Raw genomic sequence first — 15,700 nt, 5'->3', positions numbered from 1 at the left:
ATCTATCTTTCTTTTTTTGTTCACAAAGTTGTCAGAATATAAACTCAGTTTTCATATGAAGTTCAAATGGATTTCACAACAATCAATTATTATAAGTCTACACAGATAATTACTTATCTTTTAAATAAACCATCCTTTGATAAGTTATTTGTAATCGTTAAGGAGGAAACTGACAATGCGAAAAAAAGTGAGAAAATCTTTTAAACAATTATTAATAGAAAATAAACAATCACTATTAAGTAATAAAGAAAATATGAAAGAAATTGAAGAACGGATTGAGAAACGGCATGTGTCGTATAGTGGTGCTAATAATTAAATAAAGTAAAAAAATTTAACTTTATTTAAATTAAAAATTTTCAAATCGCAATATATTTGAAAACAGAATATGTAGATGATATTAATACACCTTGTTGGATTAATGTAAATGTATTTCAATCTATTTTTATTGATGGTTGCTAGTATGGAATAGAAATCGATGGAAATAGCGATTTACCAAATGAAAGTTCAGGAAATACATTTCATGATATTCAAGTGCAATGTAGACAACAAACGAAAAAAGCGTAGCCTATGGCATGAAAAAGAGATTGTAGTTTGGTTTAAATCAAACTACAATCTCTTTTATTTATTTGAATTAATTCCACCAAATCCAAGGCCCGAAATATTTTCGTATGTTCCGAGGAGTAATTCGTATAAAGCGTTCACCGTCAAAGAAGCAACTTAAGTTTGGTAAAACACGCTCTATATTTGGTGGGAGGAAAGAGACGATGTTTTCGTTACTTACAATTGTTATTGTTATAGGTGGTTCGGCAGGAGATGTTTGAAGTTGTAAGGAAATATTAGCGGTGTTTATAAATTTATTGTTTACTGGCTGATCCATTACTTGTACTGTGAATGACACAATAATTACTTCATTTGGTTCAAAGTTAGTTGCAACTAGGAATCCGAAATTTGGATCAGCTAAAGGAAGTGATATGCCGTCAACTATAACGGATCTGCCAATAAATCGTAAACCTGCAGGAATGGTGTCTTGTAAAGAAATGTTTGTAATTGAAAATTCCGAGGTATTCGTAATATGCACCGTATAATCAAAATATTGGTTTAAATAAGCTGAGCTAACGGAAGCGTTTTTAAGCACAGTTGCAGTTATAAATTGAACTGGTATGCGAACAATGTTCGAATTAACGATGAAAGTAATAATCGGATCCTGTGGCGTCAGTTGGAAAGCAGCTGTAACTGTTGCAGAATTGATAATTGTACTGTTTGAAGGGATAGAAGTTACGAGAACTTTAAATGTTATAGTTGCTACTCCATCTGCAGGTAAAGCTCCGATATTAATACCAGTGTCTGGACGGATATTTGGGATTTGGGTACCGTTAATGGTTACGCTATTTTCTATAAATGTTGTACCAGCTGGAATCATATCTAAAACGGAAGTATTTACTGTAGGAATTGGGGAATGATTAAATACGTCTAGTGTGAATGTAATGATATCTCCTGTAATAGTAATAGATTTGTTAGCGATTTTTGCAATACCAACCATTGGATCCACTATTGTTGTTGTGACGACATTTGTTTGTTTGGTCATTGTAATAGGTGGTTCATTCGGATCAATGGTAACAGTATAGGAAACAGAAGCATCGTTATTGATTGCAGATTGAAGAGTCGAAGAAGATATTGTTATTTGGAACGTAATGATAACAGATTCATTAGGAGCAAGATTTCCTAATGTAATACCATTTTCGGGATTTGCATTAGGCTGATTGATTCCGTTAATTGTAACACTGCTAGTAACGAAGGTTGTATCTACTGGTACGGTGTCTATGGCAAGAAGATCTTCAATCGTCACATTACCGCTATTAGAAATTGTAATTGTATACGTTAAAGTTTGACTAGGTAATGCATTCGTGGCATTAACAGATTTTATGGCAACAACATTATCATTTTGGACAGTTGTTGTGACAGTATTTGTTGTAGTCGTATTTGTAACAGGTAAGTTATTTGGGTTGACTATATAGCTAAAAGTAGTAATTGCTTGGTTGTTGAGTTCATTTGGTGTTGGAATAGAAGTCACAGTTACTTGGAATGAAGCGATAGCACTTTCGCCTACAATTATAGTACCAATTGGTATGCCGCTTACTGGATTAACTCCCGGAAGAGTTTCTCCGTTTACAATGACGCTATTTTCTATAAACGTAGTACCTTGAGGAATAATATCTTGAATGATTACATCATTTGCTGAAACATTACCAGTTTGATTTAGTGTAATCGTATACGTTAACGTATCACCGACCGTTGCAAATGCAAGGTCAACAGCTTTGTTACTAGTCAAATTTGCGTGATTAATTTCTGTTACGGCAGCTGCTGAAATAATAGTTTCGGTAATAGGCGGTCGATTCGGTAACGTGTATTCATATTCAATTGTACTCGTGTTAGAGATTGGATTTATTTGCGGAATCGAAGTAACCCGTACTTGGAATAGAATAGTTGCTGTCGTATTAGGCGGAATGTTATCAATTTGTATACCGCTAAGTGGGTTGTCATTTGGACGAGCGTTGCCATTCACAATAACACTATTCTCTATAAAGCTCGTATTTGCTGGAATGATATCTGTAACAATAATGTTTTCCACTTGTATATTTCCGTTATTTATGATGGGAATTGTATAAGGGATGATAGTTTGTAGGTCAGCGTATTGGATTGGCGTTGTTTTTGTCGCAATTACATTAACAGAAATAACTTCAGTGAAGGTAATATTACTAGTCGATATTTTTTCTTCACCATTTATTGTATAACGAGAAGTTGATTGATTTTGAATGTGATCGCTAGCTGGAAGAGCTACCACGGTAACAGAAAATGTGACTGGGATAGAAATGTCAGGAGCAATCGTTCCTACAAGTATACCGGCACTTGGATTGGCGTTAAGCTGAGGAATATTATTTACTAAAACGCTACCGTCTATAAAGGTTGTTCCATCAGGAATATTGTCTGTAAATACAACAGCAGTAGCATCCGTATTCCCTGTATTCGTTAAAGTTGTTGTATAAGTTAAAATGTCACCAATTGTTACAGAAGTCAAATCAACAGTTTTAAGTGAAACGATATCAGCATCATTAATTTGAACGAAAGTAGTATTGGAAGTAGTAGATTTTTGAATTGGTGCAAAGTCAGGGTTGAAAATAAAGTCGTAGACGATGTTTGCAGTATTAGGTGTTGGATTTACAGCTGGCAAATTCGTAACGGAAACTTGGAATGTTATTGTTGTCGATTGACTTGACGCGATATTAGGAATGGAAAAGCCGATATTCGGATCTGCTGCAGGAAGTACCGTATTGTTAACTATTATGCTTCCTGGAATAAATACTGTTCCATCCGCTATAGTATCTGTAAAAAAGATGGAGTTAGTTGTAGTGGATCCGTTATTTTGAATGAATACTGTATATTCAATTGTTTCATCAATATTAGCTAATACTTTATTAGCGGATTTTGTAGCGATAAGAATAGCATCAATAAATTGTATATTTGTACTATTGGAAGAGGTCGTTTCTGAAATAGGTGGTAAGCTTGGGTCTGGTTTATATTCATAGTGAATGACGGCGATATTATTAATGTTATTTTGAGAAGGTATAGAGACTACATTTACTTGGAACGTAACAATAATCGTATTATTTGGAAGAATTATATCAAGGGCGATTCCGGTAATTGGATTTTCGTCAGGTCTTGGTATGCCATCCACAAGGATGCTATTTGGAACGAATGTGGTCCCAGCTGCAATTGCGTCAATTAGGAGAGTATTTGTAATAGGTACTGTACCAGAGTTTGTAACTGCGACTGTATATGTGATGATTTGACCGATGCGTGTAATGGATCTATTGGCGGATTTAATTGCACTAACATTTGCCGTCCGCACTTCAGTGTTTACTGCATTTGATAACGATCTACGCTGAATAATTGGAGAACTAGGGTCAATTTGGTATTCATACGAAGTGTCTGAAATATTAATGACTGTATTGCCCGAAGGTATACTTGTAAGTTGTACTTGGAATGAAATAGTGACTGTTTCATTTGGTTGTATCGTGCCGAGAGTTACTCCGTTTTCAGGATTCGCGCCAGGCTGAATCACATTATTTATTGATAAGCTATCTTCAATGAATATAGTACCTTCTGGAATGTTATCAATGAACACAGTATTATTAGCTGGAACGGTTCCTATATTTTGTAGTGTATTTGTATAGGTAATATTTTGCCCGATTGATATGAAAGTTACATCAGCACTTTTAACAGAAATAATATTTGCGTTTTGAAGCGATGTTGTAACAACGTTAGAATTTGCAGAGCGATTCACTGGTGGGGCTGTAGGGATACTTACATATTGGTAATTTGCAGATGATTGATTTACAATTTCGGTTTCAGTAGGTGGATTATTTGTTTGCACTTGAAATAGTATCGTTTTGGAACTGTTTGATGGAATCGTTTCAATCAGTATTCCATTTTCTGGATTTACACCTGGCTGAAGGATACCGTTAATTGTGACACTATCGGGAACGAATGTAGTCCCAGCTGGAATAGAATCTGTGAAAATAATATTTATTGCGTCAACATTGCCGATATTTTTCACTTCAGAAATATAAAGTATAGTTCCACCAATATCTACAGTTATTGGATTGGATGTTTTTGTAATTGTCAATTGTGCTTGCACGAAATTTGTAATGACGATATTACTTGTAGATGTTTCAGTAATAGGCGGTTGCCCTGGGTCTGGTTGAATTGTATATGTTGTATTGGATTGATTTGTAATCGATTCTTGCGAGAATGGATCGTTAATAAGAATTTGGAACGAAATAAGGTGAGTAGCGTTTGCTGCTAGGTTAGGCAAAGTAACACCTACATTTGGATTGGCACCAGGTATAGCTGTTCCGTTAAGTGTAAAACTATTTTCTACGAATGTAGTACCATCTGGAGTAGAATCTAAAAATGAGAGATTAGTTGCTGAGATATTTCCGTTATTTTCTAATGTGATCGTGTAGGTCAAAATATCGCCCGTTGTTGCTTGTTGTACATTGACTGCTTTTAAAGAAAGGATAGTCGCATCTGAAATTTGTGTGAAAGCTGGATTAGACATAATTGTTCGAGAGATGATTGGAGTAGTTGGATCGGCGATAAAAGTATAGTCAATACGGGCTGTATTAGAAATTGGATTCACACTTGGAATGAATTGAACGATAACTTGGAATGTGACGGTGACGATTTCTGATGGCGCAATGGCGTTTAATGGTATTCCTACGTTTGGATCGGCGCCTGGAACGGAAACGGTATTAATGGTCACGCTATTAGGAATAAATGCAGTTCCTTCTGGGACCAAATCTGTGAAAATAACTGTATTTGTAGTTGTATTTCCGTTATTTCGAACGACTACTGTGTAAGTGATTGTACCGTTTGTAGATTGTACGAGAGAATCTGTATTTTTAGTTGCGGATAACGATGCATCAACGACAGCTGTATTCACCGTATTAGATGAGGATGTTGCTGTAACTGGAGGTTGACTCGGATCTACAATATACGTGTAACTTGTAATGGCTTGATTTATAATCGCCCCTTGCGGTGGAATAGAACTAGCAAGAAATTGGAACGTAATAGTAGCAGAATCACCTGGTGCGATAATACCAACTGGAATACCGAGAGTTGGACTTGCATCTGGAAGCGGAATTCCATTTAACGTAACACTATTTGGAACGAATACTGCACCTACAGGAACTCCGTTAATGAGTAATACAGAATTTGCAGGGAAGTTTCCGGTATTCGTTAATGTTGCTGTATACGTAATTACATCTCCGATAGATACAATTGTTCGATTTGCTTCTAAAACAGTTGTAACAGTAGCGTTATTAATTTGTGTTGAAGCGCTATTAGAACTTATTGTGCCTGTAACAGGAGGAGCAGTCGGATCAACAATGAATGCGTATTGAATAGATGCAACGTTTGTAATTGGGTTTGAAGGTGGAGTAGATGTAACTATGACTTGGAAAGTAACAGTTAATGAACTGTCTGCGTTAACGGTTCCAATATTAACTCCGTTATTTGGATTTGCCCCTGGAATGGTACTTCCATTTACAGAAAAACTATTTTCAACAAAAGTCGTTCCAGCTGGAATAATGTCTGAGAAATTTAAATTCGTAGCGTTTGTATTTCCGTTATTTTGAATAAGCACAGTATAAGTGATTGTATCTCCGATGTTTGCAAAGGCTGTATTAGCAGTTTTTACGGCCGAAAGTATTGCTGAATTAATAGAAGTAACGAACACATTGGTTTCCACATTACCAGGTTGAGCCTGTAATGAATTGCCTACGTTATATTGGAAGTTAACAAATCCTAAGTTTTGGAGTTCAGGTGTGAAAGTTGTTGGATTGCTTACAATTTGAACTTGGAATACGATTGTTACGATTTGATTTGGAGTTATTGTATTTATGCCAACACCGTCAATAATAGAAGCGGATGGTAATGGAGTACCATCAACAATAACTGATCCTGCAACAAATTGTGTCCATGTCGGTAAAGGGTCTGAGAAAATAACGTTGTTAGCAGGAATATTTCCTGTGTTGGTTATAGTAGTTGTATACGTAATCGTATCACCAATAGTGGCAAAAGTTTTATCTCCTATTTTAATAGTAGTTAAAATAGCACTTTCAATTTTTGTTGTAACGTTGTTAGAAGTAATGTTTTTTGAAACTGGAGGATTTGCTGGATTAACGATATGTTGAAAGCTAACGCTAGCCTGATTGGTAATTGGATTTATAGGCGGAATTTCATTTGCATTAATATGAAATGCTACGATGACAGATTGGTTTGGCGCGATATCACCAATTGGAACGCCTGTAATTATGTTTGCATTTGGGATGCTAGTTCCGTTAAGTGTAAAACTATTCGGTTCAAAGGAAGTTCCGTCTGGAATAAGGTCGGTAAAAATAACATTAGTTGCACTAACATTTCCGCTATTTGTAATTGTAACGGTGTAGACAATATCCTGCCCGATATCTACCGTAGATACATTTGTGCTTTTTTGTGCTGTAAGAATAGCGGTATTAATTTGTGTTGTCGTTGTATTAGATTGATTGGAAGTTATAGTAGGTGGCTGGTTAGGATCAACGACATAATGATATGTGCTAGAAGCAGAATTGGTAATTGGATTAAGTGTTGGAAGTGTAGTAACAGTTGCTTGGAATGTGACAATTGCCGCATTACCACCATTAATTGAACCAATATTTACACCGGTAGATAAATCGGCATTTTGGATGGTTTGCCCGTTAACTGTGAAACTATTCGGAACGAAAGTTAAATTGCTATCAAGAATATCAATAATGGTTACATCAGTTGCAGTTGTATTCCCTGTATTAGGAAGGTTAAGTGTAAATGTTATTGTATCACCAACATCCGCAAAAGTAAGGTTTGCTGTTTTTGTGCTAATAATATTTGCGTTGTTTATTTGAAGAAGTGTAGTGTTGGAGCTAGCTGTATTCGATACCGGCGGGTTACCTGGATCAACAGTAAACTCATACGTCGTTGATGCTGTATTCGGTGCTGGATTTATAGGTGAAATACTGTTAACTATAACTTGAAAGACGATACTATATATTTCAGTTGGTGGAAGTGTTGCAAGTACTACCCCTGTATTTGGATTCGCATCAGGTTGTAAAATGCCATCGACAGTTAATGTGCTCGGGATAAATGTAAGCCCAGATGGTAATACATCTGTGAATATAATGTTAGTAGCATCGGTATTACCCAAATTCGCAATAGAAGTAGTGTAAAAAGCAGTTTGCCCGATATCTGCATAGGATACACTTTCATTTTTCGTCATAGATAATATTGCTTCTTTAATTTGAGTTGAAACAGGATTACTAATTGAAGTTTCCGCATCAGGTGGTGAGACTAATTGGTACGATGTCGATGAGAAGTTTACAATTGGGTTTTCAGTTGGTAATGAGGTTATGGTCACTTGAAATGAAACAGTTACTGTAGTCCCAGCTGTGATAAGTCCGATATCTACACCATTCGCAGGATTTGCTCCCATTTGAGGAACACCGTTAATAGAAAATGTGTTTGCAATAAATGTAGTTCCACTCGGCATTGTATCTGTGAAAATAACATTTTGTGCGGATGAGTTTCCATTGTTTGTTAAAGCAACAGTATAAGTGAGTGTGTCTCCGATGCGGCTAAAGGATTTATCGACTTGCTTTGATGAAAGAATTGAAGCTGTATTAATTGTAGTGAACACTGTGTTTGAAATAACAGTCCTTGAAACAATAGGGGCATTTGGATCAGCGATAAATGTGTAAGAAGCACTAGCGGAATTGGCAATAGGATTTTGAACAGGTGTAGAAGTAGCGGTCACTTGAAATGCTATAGATATTGAGTTGTTAGGAGCAATTGCTCCAATCGTTATACCTGTATTAGGATTAAGACCAATTTGCGTGATGCCATCTATTGTAACGCTATCAGTAATAAACGTTGTACCATCTGGTATAAGATCAGTGAAAGTAATGTTAGTTGCATTTGTATTACCACTATTCGTTAAAACGGTCGTATAGGTAATGGTATCACCAAGTGTTACAAGTGTTTGATCGACTGATTTTACCATCGTTATCATAGCGTCAAGTACAGGGTTTGTAACGATATTAGTTGAAGTAGAAGTTGTAACAGGAGTTCCGTTTGGATCAACAGTATAAGAATATAAAATTGTGTCATTACCCATAATCGAATTTGAAGGAGGAACAGAAATAACATTTACTTGAAAAGTAACAGTTACTGTTTCGCCAGGTGCGATATTTGGTATATTTACTCCAAGTGCTGGTTGTGCGCCAAGTTGCTGGATACCATTTATTGTGAACGAATTGGGTATAAATGTAGTGCTAGCCGGAATAGCGCTTGTAAATGTTACATTTGTAGCTGGTGTATTTCCTGTATTCGTAATAGTAGTTGTATACGTAACTGTATCACCAACAGAAATAATAGATTTATCAACACTTTTTGTTGTAGTTAATATTGCGCTATTTATTGTCGTAGTAACGGTATTAGATGAGGCTGTTTGTGTTATAGCGGGTTGACTTGGATCGACAATATGCTGAAATTGTATAGAACTAGAATTAGAGATTGGATTTATACTTGGAATGTTTGTCACAAGTACGTTTATCGTAATAGTAACCGTACCACCTGGATTTATATTTCCAATCTGAATCCCGCTCGCTGGGTTGCCTATTTGCTGTGTACCAGAATCACTTGTAAGAGTTCCGGATATAAATGTCGTTCCGTCAGGTAAAGTATCCGTGAAAATTATATTTTGTGAAGTGACATTTCCTGGATTACTTAATGTAATTGTATAGGAAAGTGTATCGCCGATCGTTGCAAAATTTTTATTTGCAGATTTAACTGTTACAATTTCCCCAGAATTTATTTGTGTCGAAACAGAATTGGATGTTGTACTTCGTGAAACAAGTGGTAAATTAGGTCCTGTCATAAATTGATAATTAATAGAAGCACCGTTTACAACCGGTGAGTTTGGTCCCCCAGGCCCGATTGTGAAAATTGGATTTGGAATGCTAACTACTTGCACGTGGAATGTGACATTTATAAAATCTCCTGCAATAATATCCCCAATTGGTATCCCGTTCGCTGGATTTACCCCAGGTAATAAAACTCCACCTACTCGAACACTATCTTCTATAAATACTGTATTATTTGGAATCGGATCTGTAAAAATGATATTAGTAGCAGTCGTGTTCCCTATATTGTCTAATAAAACTGTATACGTTAAAAATGAATTTCCAGGTGCTACGTCAGAAAATAGACGATCCACACTTTTTGTTGCTTGAATAATTGCTTCGTTAATTTGAACTAAGACCGGATTACTAGTAGCCGTTTCTGTAATAGGCGGCTCGGTAGGGTCAACGATGATAGAGTATGTTGTGCTTGATTGGTTCAATGTAGGGTTTGAAGATGGTATTGAACCGACAATAGCTTGGAAGCTAATGGTTGTCAATCCTCCAACTGGAATTGGGTCTAAAGGAACCCCGCTATCTGGTCTAAATCCAAGTTGTGGGATGGTGTTAATTTGTACGCTATCAGGAACGAATGAAAGTTCAGGTGGTAATATATCTATAAAAACAGGTGTGTTTGCAGTAGTATTTCCGCTATTAGTGAGAGTAGTTGTATACGTAATTGTATCGCCAATAGCAGCAAATGCACTACTCGCAATTTTTGATGCGATAACAGAAGCGGAATTTACTTGTGTAAAAGTTTTATTGGATTGAACTGTTCGTGAAACAGGCGGTTCGTTTATATCTACAATAAAACTATATTGAAGCGATGATTGGTTAGGGATTGGATTAGGATTTGGAATCGCTGTAATGTTTACTTGAAAACTAAGTGTAACTATTGAATTGGTAGTAATATTTCCGATGTTAATACCGTTTTGTGGATTTGCATTAGGAATGGTTGTTCCATTTACCATAAAACTATTTGGAATAAACGTTGTACCATTTGGAATTAAATCTGTAAAAATAACATTGTTTGCGGTAGTATTACCGGAATTAGTAACGGTTGAAGTGAAAGTAAGTGTATCTCCGATAGTAGCGAATGTTGAATTGACAGTTTTATTTATAGATAGAGTAGCATCAATAATTGGGGTAACCGTCGTATTCGTAATTGTACTACCAACAGCAGATGATTGGTTTGGATTCACTGTGTACTCATAATTTACAAGTGCATTATTTGTTAATGTTCCACTAGGCGGTATTGCTAAAATTTTTGCTTGAAAACCAATAAATACAGTATTACCTGGGGGAATATCTGCTAAGTGAACACCAAGTGATGGATCTAATCCTGGCTGCGGAACGTTATTGATAGTTACAGAGTTTTGGACAAATGAAGCGCCTGCACCAAGTCCATCTGTTAAAACTGTAGCACTAGCAGGGATATTTCCTGTATTTGTAACTGCAATCGTATAGGTGACGATATCTCCAATTGCAGCTGTCGGTGTATTCACTGACTTAGTAGCGATGATCGTAGCATTGTTAATTTGCGTTGTTATTAAGTTGCTTAACGCATTGGCGGATGCTGGAGGTAAGTTAGGGTTTACGATATATTGGTACGTTGTATTACTTTGGTTCGGGATTGGATTTGGATTAGGGATGGAATTCACTTTTATTTGAAACGAGATTATAGTATTTGCATTCGGATTGATTGGATCAATTGCAATTCCGTTTGCTGGATTTACATTAGGGAGTGTATTCCCATTTACTGTTACACTATTAGGAATAAACGATGTCCCGTTTGGAATTACATCTGTAAATATTACAGTTGATGCAAGTGTGTTCCCACTATTCGTTAAGGTAGTCGTGTACGTAATAATATCATTTACGTTAGCAAACTGTTTATCTGCAGATTTTGTAGCGGAAATTGAGGCGTTATTAATAGTTGTCTGTACCGTGTTAGAAGTCACCATCTGCATTACAGCTGGTTTGGATGGATCGTACGTGTATTGGAATGTAGTGCCTGATTGATTAGTAATGGGATTAATGGATGGAATAGCTGGTACATTCACTTGAAAGGAAACAGTACGTGAGGAGTTTGCTCCAATTGTACCGATGGAGATGCCGTTTGCTGGATTAACATTAGCTACAGGCACATTATCAATTGCTACACTATCTGGAATGAAAAGTGTACCACTTGGAATGACATCCGTAAAAATAACATTAGTAGCCGGAATATTTCCGTTATTTGTTAGTACAGTTGCATACGTAATGCTATCACCGACATCAGCAAAGTTTGTACTTGTTAATTTATTCGCTACGATAGTAGCAGTATTAATTTGTGTAGTTACTATATTGCTAGTAGCGTTTCTAACAAGAGCAGGTAAACTTGGATCAGCGATAAAGCTATATTGAAGTGAAGCGCTATTTTGAATTGGATTTGGTGAAGGTATCCCATTTGCACTAATTTGGAAGACAATTGTTGTAATTCCGCCTGCTGGAATTGTACCAACTTGAAGACCGGCACTTGGATCTGCTCCTAGCTGTAAAGCACCACCTATAAAAATACTATTTGGTACGAGAGTAGTTCCAGGAGGCAATATGTCGGTAACAACAACAGTATTTGCTGTAGTATTGCCAAGATTAGCTAAGGAAATTGTATATGTGATTGGTTGCCCGACATCGGCGATAGTTAAATCTACCTCTTTGACAATAACTACATTTGCTAAGTTAATTTGTGTACTTACAGTGTTACTTAAAGATGTTTCTATAGTTGGTGGATCGCCCGGATTTAGAATAAAGCTATACTGTGTACTAGAGGAATTTATTGTTGGGTTTTGTGTTGGTAAAGAGGTGACAGTTACTTGATAAGAGACGGTAAGTGAGCCGTTAGCAGGAATGGAAGGTAACGGAACACCGATATTTGGATCTGCGTTATTTTGGAGTACACCATTAATAAGGAAAGTGTTTGGGATAAAGATAGTGCCATCGGGATTTGTATCTACGAAAGTTGGACTATCAGCAGAAACACTTCCTGCATTCGTTAAAATAACGGTATAAGTTAATATATCCCCAACGGTAGCGAACGCTCGATCCACTGTTTTTACCGAAATGACATTTGCATCATTTACTTGAGTAAATGTAGTGGTTGAAGTTGTGTTTGCACTTACAGGGGAAGCGTTTGGATCAACGATAAAGTTATAGGAAATGGAAGCGCTATTTGAAATAGGGTTAGGATTTGGAATACTAGTTATTAATACTTGGAATGAAGCTGTAATGGTAGTGCCAGCGTTGATACTGCCAATATTGATGCTAGCTGGTGTAACGCCCGGCTGAGTAACACTGTTAATCGTAACACTGTTTGGCACAAAGGAAGTACCATTCGCAATGGAATCCGATAGTAATACATTGTTCGCTGCAACGTTTCCGTCGTTTGTAACAGCAAAGGTGTAAGTTAATACATCTCCAACTTCCGCAAATGTTTTATCTACAGATTTAATAGCATGAAGATTTGCTAGTCTAATTGTTGATGTAACAGAATTAGAATTTGCTGTTTTTGAAGTCGGTGGCAGGCTTGGATTTACAGTGTAAATATAAGAGGCGAAAGCGTTATTAATGATAGGATTTTGTGCAGTAATATTGATGACTGTTACTTGGAAGGATAAGGTGAAAGTAGCTCCGCCAGGAATTGTGCCGATAGGTAAGGCAACGAGAGAATCTACATTTTGCAAGACACCGTTTAGCGTTACAGTACCTAGAGTCAATATCGTTCCGTTTGGAAGTGGATCTGTTAGTTGAACGTTATTAGCCACCGTATTTCCGCTGTTTGTAATAAGGATTGTATAACTTATAGTTTCGCCAATTGTGGCAAATTGTTTGTTTGTAGATTTTGTTAATGTTAAATTCGCATTGTTAATTTGAGTGGAAACGAGATTGGAAGAAATGTTTTTTGTAACGGGTGATTGGCTAGGGTTGACGGTGTATTGATAAGAAGCGCTTGATCCGTTAGATACGACATTTGACGCGGGTATTGTGTTAACCACTACTTGAAATGAAACGTTTTTCGTCGTGCCAGTTGGGATGGATCCTATGTTCACACCATTAGCGGGATTTGCTCCAACTTGTGTCGTGCCATCTATTGTTAAACTGTTTAAGACAAAAGTAGTGCCAGTGGGAATGATATCCGTAAAAATAACATTGTTCGCAGTCGTATTACCTGTACCTACAAAGGAAACTGTATAGGTCAGTGTATCGCCAATATCAGCAAAGTTTTTATCCACTGCTTTCGCCATAGTTACAGTAGCATTATTGACTTGAGTAGATACGGTATTGGTCGTATCAGATCCATTTACTACTGGTTGGTTTGGGATAGGAACGTATTGGTAAGTTGTCGTACCACTATTTAATATTGGGTTTGTTTGAGGAATAGTCGGGACAGTTACTTGAAATGTAATAGTAGCGGTAGAATTTGCAGCGATGGTTCCAACTGATATGCCGTTTGCGGGATTCACTCCAGCTTGAGTAACGCCGTTAACAGTGACACTCCCTGGAATAAAAGTAGTCCCGCTTGGAATCGGATCCGTATATATAACGTTCGTTGCCGCAATATTTCCTACATTAGCTAGGGAAATACTGTAAGTTAACGTTTCGCCAATATCGGTAAAGAGTTTGTTAACTGATTTTGTTCCATTAATATCTGCGAGGTTAATTTGTGTTCCGGCAGAGTTGCTTGTTGCAATACCGTTAAAAGTCGTTCCCCCAGCAATTGGTGTATATTGAAATGTAATAGTAGCGGTGTTAGAGATAGGGTTTTGGCTTGGAAGAGAAACGACAGTCGCTTGGAAAGTTATTGTACGAGAAGCATTATTATTAATTGTCCCTAAGGATATACCGGCGATAGGATTTGCGTTTGTTTGTGGTACGTTATCTATCGTTACGCTTCCAGGTATAAAGGAAGTGCCGTTAGGGAGAATGTCTATAAAAGTAACGTTATTTGCGGGAAGAAGCCCAGTGTTAGGGACAGTAACTGTATAAGTAAGAACATCCCCAATTGCAGCAACACTTTTATTCACGCTTTTCGTTGCTTGTATATTAGGTGAATTTATATTAATTTGTAAGCCAACTGTATTCAACATATATGCATCGCCGTTAGTTGTTAAACGGATTGCAGCGGAGACTTGGGAATTTGTTAAATAAGGAGAGATATCAATAGAAGTAATATCCCAGCCTTGTCTACCAGCGGAGATGTTTGTACTTGTAGAAGCACTTTGATTTCGCGTTCCAAATGTACCTGTTGTATCTAAGTTTCCTGCAGCATTATTAATTTGAGAACCAAAGAAATTATTAACAGCGTTATTTGGCCCGGATAAAGCATTTAATGAACTGAAATTTGGTCCAAATAATGCTTGATCCCCAGTTAAATCAGCATCCCCTTCAGTAGAACTTATAAATAATCTCCCGCTTACAGGTCCCCCTGCAGGTGTTAAAAACCCTGAGACAGATACATCTGCACTACCAGTTTCTACAGAAACACGGTTACCAGCTACGTAAATTGTTAAATTTCTTGCGGGTAAGGAACCGTTTTGATAAGCGACAATGAGCGTCCATCCAGAAGAATTGATAGCCCCGTTAGAAGCATCTAAAGGATCAACAAGTCCAGGGACAGAGCCGGTTGTATAAGATCCAGATCCAGCAGCTTGAACGAGTGAGGTTACATCTGCTGATCGTGTATAAAATCCAAATGTGACAGATCCAGAAACGAAAGTTTGATTTGAAGCTGTAACAGCTGAAGGGGTAATCGAGTATGTTGACACAGGTGTTGTAAAAGAAACTGGGTTTCCTAATACACTCGTAATGTTTTGATCACGAGATAAATAGTTCCCACCCCAAACGAGTTCGGCGTAAAGAATAGTGCTCCCAGCAGGGACATTCAAAATAGCGGTAGAACTATTTTGTGTATAGTTTAATGTTGTACCGGCAGGAAAAGTAGTTACTTGTAAAGCGGTATTCGTAGTTACGAATGCACCAATTGCCCCGATTGTACCAGCACGGTTTTGATTACTAATTTTACTTAAACCGAGTGTGTTTCCTGTAATAGCGAGTGCGCCGTTAGTGGTGGTAGAAAATCGATTCGTAATGGGCATGTTGTCACCTCATTTACATTATAGTCTTGGTCAAAA

The 15,700-nt window shown here is 37.0% G+C and carries 2 protein-coding genes and 1 pseudogene; 2 read left to right on the top strand and 1 reads right to left on the bottom strand.

Annotated features, from left to right (window positions below; genetic code table 11):
* Positions 1-175: 175 nt before the first annotated feature.
* Complete coding sequence (locus JTF23_RS01340) at positions 176-316, top strand: FbpB family small basic protein (RefSeq protein WP_002158534.1); 141 nt, start codon at positions 176-178, stop codon at positions 314-316.
* A gap of 29 nt (positions 317-345) precedes the next feature.
* Positions 346-561, top strand: a pseudogene (locus JTF23_RS01335) (hypothetical protein); the annotation flags it as partial.
* Between the two features lie 70 nt (positions 562-631).
* On the opposite strand, the gene JTF23_RS01330 reads toward JTF23_RS01335, so the two are convergent.
* Positions 632-15,664, bottom strand: coding sequence for a DUF7507 domain-containing protein (locus JTF23_RS01330; RefSeq protein WP_204207936.1), 15,033 nt, complete (start codon positions 15,662-15,664; stop codon positions 632-634).
* Positions 15,665-15,700 lie beyond the last annotated feature (36 nt).

Source organism: Bacillus sp. RIT 809, from assembly GCF_016892495.1.
Classification (GTDB): Bacteria; Bacillota; Bacilli; order Bacillales; family Bacillaceae_G; genus Bacillus_A; species Bacillus_A cereus_U.
The sequence above is the reverse complement of the archived record's forward strand: the minus strand, read 5'-3'. Positions and strand labels throughout refer to the sequence as shown.